Annotated in this window: 9 protein-coding genes; all 9 read left to right on the top strand. The window is 41.7% G+C overall.

All coding sequences use genetic code 11. The features are described 5' to 3' along the window. Positions 1-348 precede the first annotated feature (348 nt). The 9 genes from FKG96_RS14155 to FKG96_RS14115 all read left to right on the top strand — a co-directional run bounded on the left by FKG96_RS14155 (position 349) and on the right by FKG96_RS14115 (position 20,408). Positions 349-3,426 (top strand): SusC/RagA family TonB-linked outer membrane protein, encoded by a 3,078-nt coding sequence (locus tag FKG96_RS14155; RefSeq protein WP_149105670.1) that lies wholly within the window; start codon positions 349-351, stop codon positions 3,424-3,426. 40 nt (positions 3,427-3,466) lie between these two features. After that, positions 3,467-4,780 carry a RagB/SusD family nutrient uptake outer membrane protein gene (locus FKG96_RS14150; RefSeq protein ID WP_149105669.1) on the top strand — a complete coding sequence of 438 codons (1,314 nt, stop codon included), beginning with the start codon at positions 3,467-3,469 and terminating at the stop codon, positions 4,778-4,780. A gap of 370 nt (positions 4,781-5,150) precedes the next feature. Beyond that, positions 5,151-8,234 carry a SusC/RagA family TonB-linked outer membrane protein gene (locus FKG96_RS14145; protein ID WP_149105668.1) on the top strand — a complete coding sequence of 1,028 codons (3,084 nt, stop codon included), beginning with the start codon at positions 5,151-5,153 and terminating at the stop codon, positions 8,232-8,234. An 11-nt stretch (positions 8,235-8,245) separates the two neighbouring features. Beyond that, positions 8,246-9,880, top strand: coding sequence for a SusD/RagB family nutrient-binding outer membrane lipoprotein (locus FKG96_RS14140; protein WP_149105667.1), 1,635 nt, complete (start codon positions 8,246-8,248; stop codon positions 9,878-9,880). A gap of 432 nt (positions 9,881-10,312) precedes the next feature. Further along, complete coding sequence (locus FKG96_RS14135; RefSeq protein ID WP_149105666.1) at positions 10,313-13,612, top strand: TonB-dependent receptor; 3,300 nt, start codon at positions 10,313-10,315, stop codon at positions 13,610-13,612. Between the two features lie 11 nt (positions 13,613-13,623). Then, positions 13,624-15,342, top strand: coding sequence for a RagB/SusD family nutrient uptake outer membrane protein (locus tag FKG96_RS14130; protein WP_149105665.1), 1,719 nt, complete (start codon positions 13,624-13,626; stop codon positions 15,340-15,342). Positions 15,343-15,447: 105 nt separating this feature from the next. After that, positions 15,448-16,695: an exo-beta-N-acetylmuramidase NamZ domain-containing protein gene (locus tag FKG96_RS14125; protein ID WP_149105664.1), complete on the top strand. Its 1,248-nt coding sequence runs from the start codon at positions 15,448-15,450 to the stop codon at positions 16,693-16,695. A 63-nt stretch (positions 16,696-16,758) separates the two neighbouring features. Further along, positions 16,759-18,600, top strand: coding sequence for a PQQ-binding-like beta-propeller repeat protein (locus FKG96_RS14120; RefSeq protein WP_149105663.1), 1,842 nt, complete (start codon positions 16,759-16,761; stop codon positions 18,598-18,600). Next, positions 18,597-20,408 carry a glycoside hydrolase family 9 protein gene (locus FKG96_RS14115; RefSeq protein WP_246860286.1) on the top strand — a complete coding sequence of 604 codons (1,812 nt, stop codon included), beginning with the start codon at positions 18,597-18,599 and terminating at the stop codon, positions 20,406-20,408. The genes FKG96_RS14120 and FKG96_RS14115 overlap by 4 nt, the downstream gene beginning before the upstream one ends. Positions 20,409-20,410 lie beyond the last annotated feature (2 nt).

The raw sequence follows: 20,410 nt of genomic DNA, 5'->3' as shown, positions 1-20,410 counted from the left end.
CTTTTTCCATTTAGTGTATCCATTTTGCATCCTTATCAGTCGACAGACACCTTATTCCCAAAATACGAAAAAAAAAAGCCTCCACATTTCATTGAGATAGAATGCCAATAACACTTCAATTTCAATCATGGCAATCGGGTACATCTATAGCCTAAGTGCATGTTTATACATATAAATATTAAAAAAACGCAAAATATTGCATAACTATTTTTTTTTCTTATACTTGTGTATCCAATAAGCTTAAATACAGCAAGTAACACCTAATAAACTGCGGGATAAATTCAAGAACATAACTATGCAAGCAACAATCCCAATCAACCGATTCACAAACATTTAATGATTCATTTTATGACCAAATCAATCAAATTACTGTTTTTTATCTACCTTTTTTTCATCCAAGCCATTTATGCACAGCAATCCGTTATAGTTGGGCGTGTAGTGGATGAAGCAAGCCAGCAACCGTTAGCAGGGGTTTCTGTCAAAATCAGAAATTCAACTGTAGGAACTTCAACGGATGCGGAAGGTAAGTATTCTTTGAACGTTGACAATCTGAACGGTCAACAATCTATTGTTTTTAGTTATACAGGATACAAGAGTGAAACGAAGACAATAGCGTTAAAAACCGGCAAAAACCTGTTAAATTGCGGCTTATCTTCTGATCTTGTTGGGCTAGACGAAGTCATTATCACCGGTACCTCAGCGGGAACGACACGAAAACAATTGGGAAGTTACATCAGTTCCGTAAAAGGCGATGATCTTACGAAGGGCAGAAGCGGAAATGTCTTATCGTCGCTGCAGGGAAAAACGGCAGGCGCTCAGATTTCTCAGAACTCCGGCGACCCGGCAGGCGGAATCTCGGTACGACTAAGAGGAATCAGCTCTGTCAATTCCTCATCTGAACCACTTTATATTGTTGATGGTATTATTGTCAATAATAATACGACCCGTGTAACCAATACGCAAACCGGTTACGATGGCGGCAATTTTGTCGGAACGATCGGTCAAAATCGACTAGTAGATATTAACCCAGCCGATATTGAGCGAATCGAGGTATTGAACGGTGCTGCGGCTGCAGCAATCTATGGTTCGAGAGCGAATGCAGGCGTTGTACAAATCTTCACCAAAAGAGGTTCGCTAGGTAAGCCCGTGGTGACTTTTTCTTCCAGCTATTCCAACAGTAACCTACGAAAAAAAGTCCCTGTAAATCAGTCACCTGTCAAATTTGGCGGATCCGTCGATACAGAAACTCAGGACGTTCTGAATACCGCACTTATAACCACTTCTCCGGTTAACCGTTATGATTATCAGGACTACATTTTCAGAAATGCAAGCGGTACCGACAACAACCTTTCTGTAGCCGGTGGGAAAGACGACACGAAATATTATGTATCAGCCTCCTACTTTAATAACCAAGGCATTGTTAAGAACACAAACTTTAGACGGTTCAGTCTGCGAACTAACATCGATCAAAAGTTAGCCGATTGGATTTCCTTTAGTGCAGGATTAAACTATATAAATAGTGGAGCGGACGAAAAACCAGATGGAAATTCGTTTTACTCCCCTTTGAACTCTATCAATATTATTGCCAATTACCACGATCTATTCACAAGAGATGTTGATGGAAACTTAAAGTCGGTTGGAGAAAGAGGTCGAGTAAATCCCGTTTCAGTTATTGAGGACATTAAGCAACGTCAGGAAGTGAACCGCATTTTAGGCAATTTAAACCTAAAACTTACGCCCGTCGAAGGTCTTTCGATCGACTATACCCTAGGCGTGGACCACACCGGACAAAATGGAAAAACATATATACCACCGTATACATACAACGTTAATCCCGATTATTGGGGAGGTGGAAGCAACTTGAACCCAACTCAGAACGGCTATGCCAGTGTCGCTAGCAATTCAGCTCTTTTGATCAATCAAGAACTTAATGCGACTTACAACGCCACGCTTTCTGATGTACTAACATCAACTTCTCAATTGGGCTTTTCTTATCAATATGAAAAATCCAACTATAACATGCTTAATGGGCGAGGTTTAGCACCGTTTATCGAAACGGTTAACGCCGCCAGCACAATTTTGCCCGGCATGGATATTAGAAGCGAATACTCCGTAAGCGGGGCTTACTTTCAACAAAATTTCAAATATAAAGATCATCTATTTTTAACCGGTGCCGTCCGGGTAGATGAATCTTCCGTGTTTGGTGAGGACAATCGCAGGCAGGTATACATAAAAGGTAGTGGCAGCTATGTGTTATCGTCTGCAGATTATTGGAAAAACACATCGCTAAGCAATTGGTGGAATTTATTCAAGTTGCGTGCGGCTTACGGCCAATCAGGAAATCTAACCGGCATTGGGGCCTACGACCGATACAATGCCTATTCCTCTCAAACTTTTTTAAGCAGGGTTTCCCTCTTTTCGAGCGCCACTCTCGCAAATGAGAACATTAAACCCGAGCGTCAGGCTGAATTGGAATTAGGTGCCGATCTATCCTTCTTTAACAATCGATTGGGTGCTAGCTTTAACTGGTACAACAAAAAGGTGACGGATTTATTAATATCCCGAGTGGAAGCTCCGACCACCGGATTTTCAAGTTTTCTCGATAATGTTGGTTCCTTACAAAATCGAGGAATCGAATTGGTACTGAATGGCGCGCCCATTAAAAACACCAACTTTGAATGGAATACTTCTGTCATTTACAACCGGAACCGAAACAAAGCACTGGATGTAGGTGGCCTACGGTTATTCAGCACTAACCCCGGAGCACCTGTAGCCATTATTGACGGTCAACCTATCGGTGTCTTTTACGGCACCTTTTTCGCTAGAAATCCTGATGGCAGTCTATTATTGAACGACAAAGGGATTCCGCTAATTGAACGAGGCATCCAAAATGGAACAGAATACACGCCCCAACGCGACGCGAACGGCTTACCCATGGGCACTCCTTTACGTAGAGTTATAGGTGATCCGAACCCGGATTATACACTTACTTTCGTAAACGATTTCACCTACAAGAAGTTATCCTTACATATGCAATTTGATGCCGTACAGGGTGTAGATGTCTGGAATGCTGATTGGCGAACCAGACAAGGTGTAGGCAGCGGCGAAATAGCAGAACAGGAACAAATGGGTGAGATACCAAGAGGTTATATAGCCGGTGTTTATGCAGTCGAAGAATGGAGAATTGACAACGGTAATTACATCAAATTGAGAGAAATTTCACTAAGCTACAATTTGGGTAAAGTAAAGTTTTTTAAGGATTTTACTATTAGTGCGAGCGGTAGAAACTTGTTCTCTATTGACAAATACAAAGGTTATGATCCAGAGGTCAATGCCGGTGGGCAATCCACCATATTACGTGGCATCGACTTCGGAGCTATTCCGATCCCCCGAACGTTTACGTTAGGTGTACAGGTAAAATTATAAACTCCATCAATAGCAGTATTTAATCAGTATGAATATCGACATGAAAAAAAACAACAGCATATGCATGCGTCTTTTCTATTATGGATATGGATTAGCGCTAATTTTCACACTCTCATCGTGTACCAAAGATTATATCGATCCCTCGAGAGCATTAAACGAAGAAGCCCTATCGTCATCCCAAGCTTTAACAGATATCAGTATCGGCTTGCAACGTACTTACAGTTACCTAAGGACAAGCAATATCTATAATAAAGTAACAGCTAACGGCTTCGTTACAAACGAACTTTTACTTAGAAATGAAGGAAACATTCCCGAATTGCAGTTAAGCACCGGGGGTTCTACAGTAGATGGAACGAACACCGTGCTTGCAGGTCTATGGACAAGCAGTAATAAAATCATATATGATGCCAATCTCGTCATACAAAACGCGAGAAAGCTAGCTGATAAAAATCGAGCTAGTGGCATCATCGCTTACACAACGGTTTTGAAGGCCCTCTCATTGGGGGACTTGGCGATGAATTGGGAACAGGTACCGGCAACTGTGGGACGCAACGCTTCGTTTGTCGACCGAATGGAAGGTTATAGAATGGCAATTAGCAGTATTGATAGTGCCTTGCTTTTCACAGAGACGGACTCGATCAGTAATGCATTTTTGCAGGACATTCCCGCAGCGAGTATCGATATAAAAAATACACTTTATGCACTAAAAGCTCGTTATTCATTGTATATAGGTGATTATGAAGAAGCATTGAGCGCGGCCAGTCAGGTGGACCTAAAAAAGGTGTCGGTATTTGCCTATGACAATGTTTCCCCGAACCCGATTTACACATTTGCTACGTCCACAAATAATGTCTTTCAACCAAAGGACGAACATTTAGGGCTACCGGAGGCTCTCTATCCAGATCCCAACGATCAGCGTGTATTATTTTATATTGAAAACGCCAATCCCGCACCGCCGGCTGTACGCATTAAAGGATTTTGGTTCACCAATGAATCACCAATACCGGTCTATTTACCGGGCGAAATGCTTTTGATTAAGGCCGAAGCCTATGCCCGGACTTCTAGGCTTGATTTAGCTTTGATAGAGCTAAACAAGGTGATCACAAAAAAGCCAAACGATGATGTTTATGGACTTGGCGCCGCGATGCCTGGCTTAACAGACCCTTATAGTGAAGAAGAGCTCTTGACACTAATCTATAAGCATCGATGTATCGAGCTTTTTATGTCAGGTTTAAAATTGGAAGATATGAGAAGGTTTAACCGTCCACAAACAGAAATGAAAAGAAACTTCTTTCCCTATCCGTTTGTTGAACGGGACAACAACGCTAATACCCCCGCAGACCCAACATTTTAGAATAAGGTGCCCATGGTAATGGGCACCTTATTTTTTGTCACCTATTCCATACATCCCAATGCACTAAATACCGCTTTACTTTACAAAGTACTTATAAAGTAGTAACTATTTGCAAACAACCGGATCATACATGCTCTTTTTTTGCGCTTTTCTATAACTAATAAAAAAATAACGCATAAATTTGCATTACATAGAAATTCTCAATATTCTTGTACTGAAAACGGCTTTCATCCACAACATTTATAAAACCAATAAACTGTAAGGGAATAATAGAGATATAGCGTGCAAGCTGGGACTTGCCTCGTAAGTGCACTATTTACCGGTAACTAGATTATTATTAATCCATATATCGACCACTAATTATCAAAACATGAAAAGAAAACTACTCCTCTTTATGCTGGGATTGTTTTTTGTTTCTGCCCACCTACTGGCGCAGCAAAAAACCATTACCGGAAAGGTAACGGACTCTCAAGGACAACCACTTCCAGGGGTTACTGTGAGCGTAAAAGGTACGAGCACGAGAACTCAAACGAGTAGCGAAGGATTATATAGTATTGAAACAAGTTTGGGTCAAATTTTGCATTTCACTTATATCGGTTTCCAAGCACAGGAGACAGCAGTAGGCACAAGCAATGTAATCAGTGTATCGCTACAATCAACCAGTTCTGATCTTAATGAAGTGGTTGTGACGGCTATGGGAATCAAACGTGAAGTCCGAAGTTTAGGTTATGCCGCACAAGACATCAAATCCGAAGAGTTGCTTAAAAATAAAGATCCCAACATCATAAACTCACTCAACGGTAAAATTGCCGGTGTAAATATCACCAATTCAAGCGGAGCACCCGGAGCTTCCTCATCCATTGTATTAAGAGGCGGAACTTCGCTAGAACGGGATAATCAGCCATTATTTGTTATTGATGGAATGCCTATGGACAATTCGACAGGACAGGGAGACAATAGTGCATTTGATGGATCTGTAAATATCTCAACTACAAATAGTAATCGGGCAATGGACATCAATCCGGAAGATATTGAATCTATCTCTGTATTAAAAGGTCCGGCCGCAGCGGCACTGTATGGATTAAGAGCTGCGGCAGGCGCCATCATCATCACGACAAAAAAAGGACAAGAAGGTTCTACTACCGCTTCCGTCACTTCACGATTTATGACGAACTGGGTTAATCGTTTACCCGAGCAGCAACACCTGTACAAGCAGGGCTCATATTATAGTGGTGAATTTTCAGACCAAACCGCTTTATCTTGGGGGGATAAATTTATATCCGGTGAAACAAGTTATGACAACCTTGGCAATTTCTTCGAAACGGCTAGAGCGTATGATAACAGCTTTAATGTTTCCGGAGGCAGCGCTAAAGGAAATTTCTTTCTTTCCGCTTCTAATTTAGACCAATCAGGGGTTGTTCCAACTACCAACTTCAAGCGTTCTACCGTACGTTTTAATGGCGAACAAAAGTTAGGCATTTTCACTTTTGGTATTAACGCCTCTTACGCCGTAAGTAAGTCACAGAAAACGCTTACGGGGAGTGGTCTTTGGGGATCCAGTGGTGGTGGGTATATGGAAAGTGTGCTATCATGGCCATTAAATGCCAACATGAAAGACTGGATAAATCCGGATGGCTCTAATAAATTGCTTCTTCCTGACGTGAAGCTTGAAGATAACACGGACAACCCATATTGGATTATCAATAAGAATCCACAAAATGACCGCAACAACCGTCTTATTGCCACTGCCTATACACAGGTTAAAATCACTGACTGGTTCGACGCAACTTATCGATTGGGGATTGACAATTACACTACTAACTTTAGAAGCCTTATTGCTCCCGGATCTAGTGTAAAACTTGCTTGGCAAGACGGGATGCTGTCGGAAACAGATCGAGCCTATAATTATATCAACTCGAATTTGATGTTGAACTTTCATAAGACCTTCTTTGAAAACTGGGACGCGAGTTTGGTTTTAGGAACGACTACAGAAGACACCAAGCTTACCTCCAATTCAAGGAGAGCGGAACAATTCGAAATTCCAAGCTTCGTGGATATCAATAACGCTTCCAACGAAAACAAATATTATACTCAAAGTATCAATCGAAAGCGATTGGTTGGTGTTTATGGTGATTTCAGGCTGTCTTATAAGAATATGGTTTATTTGGGCTTCACAGGCAGGAACGATTGGTCATCAACTCTTCCTTTACAAAACAGATCATTCTTTTATCCTGCTATAAGTGGAAGCTTTGTTTTCACAGAGTTACTCCCACAAAATCGTTTTTTATCTTTTGGAAAAGTACGTGCTTCTTATGCACAAGTGGGCAAAGACGCTGCTGCTTATCAAACCGCAACGTATCTCTTCGGACCTGAATTAACAATAGGAGGTGGTTATAGAAATTATTGGTCTCGAGGAAACGATTTGTTAAAACCAGAAACAACCAAGTCAGTCGAATTTGGGACGGATTTACGATTTCTGGGCGATCGACTCGGCTTCGACTTCACGTATTATAAAAACAAAAGTGTTGATCAGATCTTAACGCCGCGTGTGAGTAATGCAACCGGGTATATCTTAAGTTCAGTGAATACCGGTATTTTAGAAAATAAGGGGATCGAAATCATGTTAAACGCTACACCAATAAAGCGAGAAAACTTCAAATGGGATGCTACCATTAACTTCTCACACAACAATGGTGTTGTAAAAGAACTGCCCGGTTCGCTACCTATTTTATATGTAACTGATGTACAGGTAGGAAACGGCAAAGCGGCTTCTTTCGGAAATGGTGATTTCATGGGGATAAGTGGTTCTAAATGGCAAACAGACGCTAACGGCAACCTATTACTCGACTGGAACACAGGATATCCACTAACTAGTAATTCTACCACTACGTATATCGGCAATCGTGAACCCGATTTTATTGGAGGTTTTAATAATAGTTTTACCTTCAGAAACTGGAGTTTCTCTTTCCTATTTGATTTCCGTAAAGGTGGAGATATTTACAATGCTACCGAGTACTTATTAACAGTAAACGGCATGAGCAAACTGACCGAAAATCGTGGTAATACGGTCACTTTTACCGGTCAATCGGTAAATCCGGAAACCGGGCAATATGAAGCCGTAACGCGAGAAGTTGTTGCAAACGAAAAATATTACCGGGACATTTATGCCAATAACGTACCCTTTTTCATAGAAAACGTGAACTGGCTTCGTCTCCGCTCTATTGCGCTGGCATATTCTTTACCTGCAACCCTTTTGAAAAAAGCATCATGGATAAAAGGTGCAACAATTACAGCTACGGGAACGAATCTCTTATTATTTACCAATTATTCAGGTATGGACCCGGAAACAAGCGCTGCAGGCGCAGGAGTGGTAGGCTCGGGCTCGGTAGGAATTGATTATGCCGGAGTTCCTGCCACCGCGGGATTTGCACTCGGTTTGAACGTAAGATTTTAAAATCAAAAAAAATGAAAAAGTCTGTATATATTCTGCTTTTGTCAATCGTTTTTACCTCCTGTAAGAAATGGTTGGATATAAATGAAAATCCAAGTAGCCCTAATTCCACCGTACCCGCTCCGGAACAACGGTTACCACCCATCATTGCACAATTCGCTGATGGTTACGAGAGCGCCGGTACACGGGTTGCATTTTTAGCACAGCAGCTGGCTGTTACCTACGCAAACAACAATAACTGGAATCTGACGAGATGGTACTCGAACGTCTCCAGTGCTAATTGGCCTTGGCAATCGTGGTACGTAAACACAGCGGTGAATATACAACCGCTCATTGAAGCATCAGAGAAAGTAGGCGCTTATCATTATATAGGTGCCGCCAAAATCATGAAAGCTTGGGGCTTTGGATACTTAGCCGATTTTTACGGCATGTTACCCTATGATGAATTCGACATACCAGGCAATTTAACCCCGAGGTTTGATGATGGTGCCTATGTGCAAGGGAAAGTAATCGCTCTGCTAGACGAAGCGATAGCAGATCTTCAAAAATCACAGGAAATTACGGCTCCTGATTTAGCTGAAGGAGATATATTAAATGGCGGCAAAGTGGAGAATTGGATTCGCTTAGCTTATGGCTTGAAAGCTCGCTTTTTAAACCATCTCACAAAAAAAGCGGACTACAATCCGCAAGCAGTTCTAGATGCTTTAGCCTCCGCTCCCCAGTCGGATGAGCAGAGTTCTATTATGCAGTATGTAGACGAAGAGGGTGTTGCAGACAATAGCAAAGCAGCTTTACAATATGTAAATATTGGTTCTACCGGCCGCATAACAAAGCTTTACTATGACTATCTTTCAAACAACTATACAGGAGCGCCTACAGGCAACAATAACATGGAGGATCCGCGAATGGATCTGCTCATCCCTCGAATGGAAAACCGAGAAGGCCAATTAGTACGTACTCAATTCGTCGACATGTCATCTGATCTGCCAAAAGCCGGTCCTTCGAGCTATAATTACTCCGCATCAAGTGACAGGTTTTCCAACAAAGATTCAGTATACGTTCAACTTCGGATGGATCCTACTAAGCCGCAAGCGGGACAACGTATACTGTCAACTGGTTCATGGTATACCCAACGAGGAGGTAAAGGGCTTCTTTTGACTAATGCTGAAATGCGTTTCATTGAAGCCGAAGTACGACTTCGGCTAGGCCAATCGACGGAAGCCCTTACGGCTTACAAAGCAGGTATTCGTTCCCACATGTCAATCATGGGAATTACGCCAACAGTTATTGAACAATTTTTAAGTAGTTCATCAGTTATCCAAAATGCCGGCGACCTTACCATGAGCCACATTATGATTCAAAAATATATTGCCTTATCTTACTCTCCGGAGGTATGGTGTGATTTGAGACGAATGAATTATTGTACAGATGCATCAGGAAGTTATAACGAAACAGTTGGTATCTATAAAGGCTTCAAAAGACCTTCCCATGTATTTATAGAAGCCTACCCTAGTCCTACCGACTGGCCGCGACGATTTGCCGTGCCAAGTTATGAGATCAACTTTAACATTGAGCAAGTAAGAAAAGCAAATCCAAATGCGGAAAGCCCCACTTATCTAAACGAACCGGTTTGGTGGGATCAACCATAGGTTGTTTCAAATAATGATAAAGGGCATGCAATAGCATGCCTTTTTTGTTGATATGCTTCCTGTCTTTCTATTATTGAAAAGCTTTTTGGAACCTCTCTATTCTGCCAATTCCAAAATAATGCACAAATCCGCAAATGTTAACACTTCAATAACCTTAAAGACACATAAACAAAATAAAAAAAGCTCATCATTGCATGAAACACGTATATAAATGCACTTTTATGTACAAATTATTAAAGAATACGCATAATGTTGCATATGTTATTTTTATTTTGTAATCTTGTAATGTTAACCAAAAGGGAGGACGAACTTATTACTCCTTAGCAGAACCAATTAAGCTGAATCGGAAGATTGAAATAATGTGTAAACCAAACCAGTATAGCTTGAAAAAACTCAAATAATCAACATAATTGACCATTAAAAACAACCAAAATGAAACGAAAACTACTTTTATTTTTCGTAGGGCTATTCTTTGTGCCAGCCCTCCTCTTGGCACAGGAAAAAACCATCACGGGTCGAGTTACAGCGGAGACCGACAAGTCGCCTCTGCCGGGAGTATCCGTCAAGATCAAAGAAACGAACCAAGGAGTGACTACAAATGATATCGGCTCCTACTCCATTAGCGCGCAAATAGGACAAACACTCGTTTTCTCTTATATTGGGTCGAATACGAAAGAGTTGATTGTTGGGCAAGAAAACGTTATCAATGTTCAGCTGGAATTAAACGAGACCACCTTGAATGAGGTAGTAGTAGTTGGTTTCGGAAAACAAAAGAGGGCGAATCTAACAGGAGCGGTTTCGACTGTAGATGTGCAAAAAACTTTTGAGACGCGTCCTATAACAGATCCCGTTAGAGCTTTACAAGGCACTGTCCCGGGATTAACGATCACAACTCCGAGTGGAGATTTAGGGACTAATCCAACCATTCGTTTACGAGGAGCCCGGGGATCAATTAATACCGGATCAACCGGAGCGCAACCGCTTATACTTGTAGATAACGTAGAAGTGCCCTCTCTTCAGATGATTAATCCAAACGATATTGCAAGTGTATCTGTTCTTAAAGACGCAGCCTCAACATCGATTTATGGAACTAGAGCGGCATGGGGAGTGATATTAATCACAACCAAATCAGGAAGTAGAGATACACCTAGCCGTATCACCTATACCAACAATATTGCCTTGCAGAAACCGACAAAAACTCCGAAAATTGCCGACGCAGCAGCTGGCGCTCGAATGGCTCTTGATGCGGCACTACGTAGAAATCCTTCGCAACCCTTCTATTCAAGTTTGGGAGTACGCTTCGATGAGTTGGCGATTCAAAAAATGCAAGAATGGGAAAATCAATATGGCGGACAAGATTTAGGGCCTGAAATGGTTGAAGGTCGCGATTTTGAGGTGAGGGACGGTGCCTTATTTTTTTATAGACCCTGGGATGCCCCCGGTATGTATATGAAAGATTTTACGCCCCAACAAAACCATAATTTAAGTATCAATGGTGGGAGCGACAAAATTAACTATAACATGGGATTCGGGTATTTAAACCAGGATGGAATACTTAAAGTCAATCCGGATCAATACGACCGATACAATTTGAATTTAGCAGTAAATGCCTCTGTGAACAAGTGGCTTGACGTTCGTACAAAAGTACTTTATTCAAACTCTACGTTAACAAAGCCTTATTCCTATAATGGAGACACCTACGATCCATGGTTCTATCTCTATCGATGGCCTAAAACATTTCCGTATGGCACCTATCAGGGGCAGCCATTTCGGAATGCCATAACCGATGTAGAGCAGGCAAATATGACAAGTACCAAGTCAAATATGACACGATTGACGATCGGTGGTACCGCAAAAATCCTTCCCGGATTAACAATGGATGCAGATTACACCTACACTAAATTAAATGATTTAGAACATATTGTCGGTGGCTCGGCAAAGGGATGGAACTATTGGAACGGAAATCCCATGACTCTCGAAACTTATACGACTCCAGCCCATGACCGGGTTAGAAAGAACTCAAGCTGGGAAGATCGACATGTTTTTAATGCGTATGGAAACTACGCTAAAGAGTATGGGGATCATGCATTTAAGGCCTTGCTGGGGACAAACTTGGAAGTATTTCAAAACGGAAACCATTTCTCCCAGCAAATGGGTTTAATGGATCCGTCGAAAGGAGAATTCGGATTGGCTACCGGTGCGCAAACCGTAGGCGGAAGGGTTAGACATTGGTCAACATTAGGTTATTTCGGACGCATCAATTATTCTTTTCAAAACAAATTCTTATTAGAACTAAATGGTAGATATGACGGTTCTTCCAGATTTCCGGTAAACGACAAATGGGCTTTCTTCTCTTCGTTATCTGCCGGATATATTCTATCTCAGGAGAAATTCATGGAATTTGCCAAACCTTATTTAAGTTTCTTAAAGATAAGAGGATCTTATGGAAGTGTTGGAAACCAAAATGTAGGAGAAAATGTCTTTTTACCGGTTATGCCCGCTTATTCAACCGGCGATCTTGCCGGCCAGTGGCTAATAGGTGATGCATTTATGCCAACTTTTCAGAATCCAAGAGCCGTCTCTGAAACCTTAACTTGGGAACGAGTTACTACAACGGATTTTGGGCTTGATGCCAATTTTTTCAATGATAAAGTTAATTTAAGCTTTGATTGGTATAACCGTACGGTTAGCGACATGTTAAGCGCAGGCCTTACCCTTCCTTCTTCTTTTGGAGCGACGGCACCGGTGCTAAACGCGGGAAAAATGCAAACCAAAGGTTGGGAACTCACAATCGGCTATAACCATACTTTCAGTAATGGACTGAATATAAGTGCTACGGGTCAACTGAGCGATTTTACAGAAAAAGTTACCGAATTTCCAGGCAACTCAACCAAAATTTTCACACAGACAATTGCCTCCTCACCGGTTTATAAAGGACAAGTAAGTGGTGAAATCTGGGGTTATGTTACTGACCGTTTCTTCACGAGAAACGATTTTCAGCAAGATGCAAATGGCAATTTATTAACAGATGAACGGGGCCGCTATATACTAATTGATGGCATCCCCTCTCAAAGGAGATTCGAAGGAACCAGTCCTTGGTTCTTCTATGGTCCGGGCGACATCAAATACAAAGATCTAAATGGTGATGGAGTTATCACTGATGGCGAAAACACAGTAGGCAATCCAGGCGATCAGAAAGTCATAGGAAATTCCACCCCGAGGTGGCAATATGGATATCGAATGGACTTTAGTTACAAAGGCTTTGATTTTGGATTTTTCTTACAAGGCGTAGGAAAAAGGGATCTTTGGGCCGCTGGCACAATGGGAATCCCTGGTTTTAGGGCAGCCGAAGGATGGTACCAGCATCAACTAGATTATTGGACACCTGAAAACCCGAATGCATTTTATCCGCGTCCAACGGATCATGAGCAGAATAGAAGCAATAAAAACTTCCTTGTTCAAACGAAGTATCTTCTCGACATGTCTTATTTAAGAGTTAAAAATCTAACTTTTGGATATTCATTGCCTCAAAAATTAATTAGCAAAGCAAAAATTCAAAATCTCCGAATCTTTTTCAGCGGTGAAAACTTATTCGAATTGATAGATAATGTCGACATCCCAATCGACCCCGAAACAGATTATACCTCATTGGGATTAAATGATCCTAACTCTTTCGGAAGAGTTTATCCGTATCGGAGAACTTATTCATTAGGTGTTCAACTAACCCTATAAAAAATATTCTTATGAAACGCACAGCTTTAATATATGTACTAACCGTCCTCCTACTAGCAGGTTGTAAAAAAGATTTTCTCGAACGAGACCCGTTGGACGAACTTACTAACAACGATTATTGGACTAGTGAAAACAATGTTAGAACCTTTTCATATGGTTTTTATGAGCGTTATTTCCGCGGATATGGAAGAGGTAATACATGGGGAGACTATTTTTCGGGTGAGAGTTTGAACGATGATTTCGCTAATACAGCCCCAGCTCAATTCGTTCAGATTGTCCCTTCCTCAGCCGCAGATGCTCTTTGGACATTTGAATGGGTTAGACGAGCCAATGTGATGCTTGCCGGTATACCTCAGGTGCCGATGGATGAGGAGGCAAAAAATCATTGGACAGGTATTGCCCGTTTTTTTAGAGCCATGGAATATCATCGTCTCGTGAGTCGTTTTGGCGATATGCCATGGTACGATCAGGTTATTGACGATCAAGATACCGAGCTACTTTATAAAAAAAGAGATCCAAGACAATTTGTTACAGACAAAATGCTCGAGGATTTTCAATTCGCAGCAGAACATGTACGTCTTCAGAATGGTGAAAAAGGATTGACTGTTAACAAAGATGTTGTTTTGGCTTTTATGTCACGTGTATTTTTATTTCAGGGAACATGGCTTAAATATCATGACATTGATCAGGAAAAAGCAAAAACGTATTTGGAAGCAGCGAAATGGGCAGCCAATGAGCTTATTATTTCAGGACGGTATAGTCTTGGTCAAGACTACCGATCCCTCTTCAACTCACTGGATTTAAGCTCGAACCCGGAAATGATTATGTATAGAAAATATGCAATAGGAATTTTAACACATGCGTTGCATAGCAATAATAACAAAGAATCTCAAGCGGGTATCTCTAAAAATGCGATTGAAAACTACCTATGCACCGATGGGTTTCCTATAACCTTATCCAAAGTATACAAAGGAGATCACTCAATTGGTGACGTACTTGCTAACAGGGATCCACGAATGGCAGGCACGGTTATACCCGAGTTGAGGCTTCAAGGAATTGTAACGAACTATTCGACTTCAGGATATTCTGTGCATAAGTTCCTTAATGAATCTATTAAAGATCTTCCCGAAGGGAACTTAAGTGGAAATCCTACTGACGCTCCTATTATTAGATACGGTGAGGTACTAATCAATTATGCAGAAGCCTGCGCAGAACTCGGTACCATTAGCCAAGAGGATCTGGACAAGTCTATTAACGCACTCCGCAAAAGAGGAGGGCTTGCCAATAGACTACCTGATTTGCAAGTTTCCGGTTCTTCAGCTATGGTTAATAATGTTACCTACTCCGATCCGACAAAAGATCCGGACGTATCCTCTATTGTATGGGAAATAAGAAGGGAACGTCGAGCTGAGCTAATGATGGAGGGCTTTCGGCTTAACGACCTGAGGCGTTGGAAGAAACTCGCCTATACAGATACGAGAAACAACATGAGTATCAATCGTGGTGCTTGGATTAATAAAAATGACTATTTAGATGATGACGGAAAAAGTCGTGTAGCGAATTTGGTACTGGAAGGCGGTGGCGATATCGGATACATTATACCTGCCTTTAGAGCTGAATCTCAGCGAGTATTTGACAATGAGCGGGTTTATTTATGGCCCTTACCGATTGATCAAATTACCTTATATCGTGAAAACGGATCGGAGCTTAAACAAAATCCCGGCTGGTAATCGTTAAGCCGATTCCATTTATATAGGCACCATTTCGGCAAAAGATAAAATATTTATATCTTTTGCCGAAATACCATAAACAGTCCTTAATTAAGAAAAACGTCTATGAAACGCATACAACTTCTCCCCTTTATATTCTCCTTCCTCGCTCTTTTACATGCATCTTGCACGCAAGGTTCGCAAGGCAAGCGGGATACTAGACAAAAAGAAAGTCGCCAAGCCATTACGAAGGATAAAATTCTTACCGGCGCTGATCAGCTTGGAGCTTATTTACCATTGCTAAAAGGAAAAAAAGTCGGACTAATGGGCAATCAAACCTCAGTGGTTGGGCCGGATAAAAAACATCTGGTAGATGTGCTATTAGAAAACAAGATCGACCTTCGATTTGCATTTGCACCGGAACATGGTTTTAGGGGCAGTATTGAACGTGGTGAGAAGGTCTCCAATGAGGTAGACGAAAAAACAGGTTTGCCATTATACAGTTTATACGGAAAAAACAAAAAAGCTGACTCCATCGTTAACTCCATCGATATCATGTTATTCGATCTACAAGATGTGGGGGCTCGGTTCTATACCTATATTGCATCTATGCATCAGGTTATGCAATTGTGTGCAAACCATGGAAAGAAAATAATCATTTTGGATCGTCCAAATCCAAATGGAGATCAAGTAGACGGCCCGGTAAGAAAGGATGATAAATTTAAGTCTAATATCAGTTTTCACAAAATAGCAATGATTCATGGCTTGACGATCGGTGAATTGGCTCAAATGATCAATGGCGAAGGATGGTTGGACAAAGGAAAAAAATGCGATTTGACCGTTATATCCTTGAAAAACTGGGATCATAAAACACCTTACTCATTACCCATAATCCCCTCCCCCAGTCTACCGAACGATGTCTCGGTTCGTTTGTATATGTCTCTTTGCCTCTTTGAGGCTACAGACGTGAGTGTAGGAAGAGGCACAGATTGGCCCTTTCAGGTATTGGGTTACCCGGATCCTTCCTTCGGCAAATTCACTTTCACTCCGGGCTCCAAGCCTGGTATGAGTGCCCACGTTGAACAGCAGGATAAAACATGCTATGGACTTGATTTGCGCGATATAGACCCCAAAAGTTCAACTTTTACGCTTAAATACGTATTGGATTTTTACAAGCTATTTAAAAAAGCAGGTATTGCTGACCAATTTTTCGCTCGCCCCGAATTCTTCAATAAACTGGCAGGCAATGATAAACTCATACAACAAATTAAGGCCGGTATGACGGAAGATGAGATCAAGGAAAGCTGGAAACCGGAGCTTGAAATCTATAAAAAAATGAGAAAGAAATATCTGCTATATCCGGATTTCGAATAGCCCCTGTATTAATCGCTCATCATACCCGATGACGTCATCCGGGTGCAAAAACAACTATAAGTGATGAAAAAAATACTCATCCTTCTTTTACTCCTTTTTGTTGAAAAGACCTATGCACAGGATTTTCATTTTGCACATGTTACCGACACACATGTTGGGAGCGAAACCGGTGCGGAAGATTTAAGAAAAACTGTTGCAGATATCAATAAAAATAAAGACTTAAAATTTGTAATTGTTTCGGGTGATATTACCGAATTCGGAGCGGATCATGAACTTAAGCTTGCCAAACAGATACTGGACAGCATAGATATTCCTTATTACGTTGTTCCCGGCAATCACGATGCGAACTGGTCAGAAAGTGGCGGCAATAGCTTCAGGCAGGTTTTCGGTTCAGAAACCTTTTATTTCACCCATGGAGGTTATCGATTTGCCGGCACCAATTCGGGACCAAATATGCGCATGGGACCCGGGCAGATACCTAGAGAAAACCTAGTCTGGCTAGATTCCGTATTAAAACTGAATGACGATTTACCACTGATCTACGTCAATCATTATCCACAGGATTCTTCCCTCAATAACTGGTACGAGGCGATAGACCGTATCAAAAAACATAATGTACAACTTTTTCTTTGTGGGCACGGCCACGTCAATAAAGCTTATGATTTCGAAGGTATTCCAGGTGTAATGGGACGTTCGAACCTACGGGCAAAAAGAAGCACCGGTGGTTATAATATAGTACGCATATCATCCGGCAAAGCTATTTACCAAGAACGAAATCCAGACAGTCTTACTCAATCACCCTGGTTAACTATCCTCTTGAAAAACCACCACTTTGAAAGGGACATTGATGTATATCCTCGACCTTCCTATGCTGTGAATGAGAAATTTAAACAGATACAGGAAGTATGGGGTTTCCAAGACCGGAGCGATATAGGCTCAGGGCTTGCCTTGGCTAAAAAAAAGCTGATTACCGGGAATACATCTGGCGAAATATATGCCTTAGACGTAAACAGTGGAAAGAAGCTCTGGTCTTTTCAAACGCAGGGAAAAATATACGCCACACCGACCATTTGGAAAGACATGGTAATTGCTGCCTCATCCGACAGTTATATTTACGGTATCGACTTACGAAACGGGGTGCAAAAATGGAAAATCAAAACAGGTAAAGCCGTGCTAGGATCTCCCGTGGTCCACAAAGGCATTGCTTATATCGGTGGGTCGGACGGCACTTTCAGAGCCATCAATATCCGCTCGGGTAAAATAAAGTGGTCATTTGAAGGATTAAAAGGCTATATATCTGCTAAACCGCTGATTTATCAAAACAAAATTTATTTCGGCACTTGGGGAAATGAGTTTTATGCATTGGATCTAAAAACGGGAAAAACGTGCTGGCATTGGAGCAATGGAGCCTCAAACAGAATGCTGTCGCCAGCTGCCTGCTATCCCGTAGGAGCCAATAACCGCATCTTTATTGTCGCTCCCGATCGTTATATGACAGCGCTCGACGCAGCCAAGGGAACAGTAATCTGGAGAAAGAAAATGGATAATTACCGTGTCCGTGAAAGCATTGGACTTTCGGCAGATCGTTCAATGGTATATGCCAAGACAATGGACGGGCAGCTCATCGGTGTATCGACAAAGGCTAATGATATGCGAATCGTTTGGCAATCGTCCCTTCAATTACCTTACGAGTTGGCCCCTACAGCTATTGAGGAGTCGAGTAATATCGTCTGGGTTCCAAGCAACTCCGGATTGTTAACGGCCATTAAACGCCAAGATGGAAAACTTATTTGGCAGCATAAAATTTCCAATTGTTTGATAAATCCTTTGTTGCCGTTAGACAAAAAACATATCGTAGTCAGTACAATGGACGGAAAAATTGTAAAATTAAGCGTTAGAAGATGAAAAAGCTTATCTTTTATTGCGCCATCTTTAGCTTTTGCTTTGCTTGCGCATCAAAAAAAATACGGCAAAATCAGCATACCGTGATTCGCATCAATCAATTGGGATATGGTCCAGAAAGTATAAAAGTAGCCGTTTGGGGCTCTTTAAATCAAGAAAGTATTGATTCTTTTAGTTTGATAGACGCCCGCAGTAAACGAAGCGTATTCACATCCGATGTAGGCAGAGACTATGGCGCATACGGTCCATTTAAGCAGAGCTATCGGCTAAACTTCTCTAACTTTGCGGATACGGGAAGCTTTTACATTGTAGCAGGTTCAGGAAAGTCACCGGTCTTTCGGGTAGCGCCCGATGTATATAAAGGAACGGCTGATTTTGTGCTTCGCTATATGCGTCAGCAGCGGACGCTATTCAATCCATTTCTAAAAGACAGTTGCCACACACATGACGGCTTTACCTTATATGCCGCCAAAGCGGGTCTACCTGATAGCACGAAGATTGACGTTGGAGGGGGCTGGCACGACGCGTCAGACTACCTACAATACTCCACTACGTCAGCTAATGCGATCTATCACTTGTTAGCTGCATATCGGGATTTTCCGGGTGTTTTTATCGATGAAAAACGAGCGAACGGGCTCAGCGGTCCCAATGGCATTGCAGATGTATTGGATGAAGCAAAATGGGGATTAGATTGGTTGCTCAAAATGCATCCCGAACCACATCTCATGTTCAACCAAATTGCAGATGATCGCGACCATGCCGGTATGCGGATGCCGGCTGAAGATCCTTTTTACGGCCGTGGCTATGAGCGACCCGTTTATTTCATTGATGGACAAGCCCAACAAAGAGGAAAATTTCTAAACAATACAACCGGCACCAGCTCGACGGCTGCTAAATTTACGAGTGCTTTCAATCTCGGCAGTTTATTATTTACACATGTAGATGAAAGCTACGCTTATAAATTAAGAAATAAAGCCGAAAGCGCATATGATTTCGCAAAAATAAAGCCGGGAGTAACACAGACCGTTTCTGTAAAATCACCCTATATTTATGCCGAAGACAATTGGGTAGATGATATGGAATTAGCTGCGGCAAGTAATTTACAAGTAACAGGTGATATTAAATCTAAGAACGAAGCGCTACAATACGCGAGGCAAGAGAAAATAACGCCATGGCTTGAAACCGACACAGCTTCACATTACCAATGGTATCCATTTATCAATCTAGGCCATTATGAACTGGCAAAACAATTGAATGGAAAAGATCGGGAAGAGCTAATTTCCTATTATCGGCAAGGTATCGAGAAAGTTTGGACGAGAGCAAAACAAAACGCTTTTTTTCGAGGAGTCCCTTTTATATGGTGTAGTAATAACTTAACGGTTTCTTTTGCTATCCAATGTTTATGGTATCGAAACTTGACAGATGACGAATCTTATACAGAACTTGAACAGTCAAATATCGACTGGCTATTCGGATGCAATCCCTGGGGAACAAGTATGGTATATGGTTTACCCCGCAATGGCGATAGTCCAACAGATCCACACTCGGCATTTACTCACTTAAAAAATTTCCCTATCGATGGCGGACTGGTAGATGGCCCGGTATATAGCAACATATTCAATAACCTAATCGGTATTGAATTGGTAGACCCGGATGAATACGAAGCGTTCCAATCCGACTTAGCAGTCTACCACGACGATTATGGTGATTATAGTACAAATGAGCCCACCATGGACGGAAGTGCGTCACTCATTTATTTATTGGCAGCCAAAGAACATGAGTTACAGGGAGGAACTCCGGGAAAAAAGTAGTT

The organism is Olivibacter sp. LS-1 (genome assembly GCF_008245145.1).
Lineage (GTDB): Bacteria > Bacteroidota > Bacteroidia > Sphingobacteriales > Sphingobacteriaceae > Olivibacter > Olivibacter oleidegradans.
This window is presented reverse-complemented; position numbering and strand designations above follow the sequence as displayed.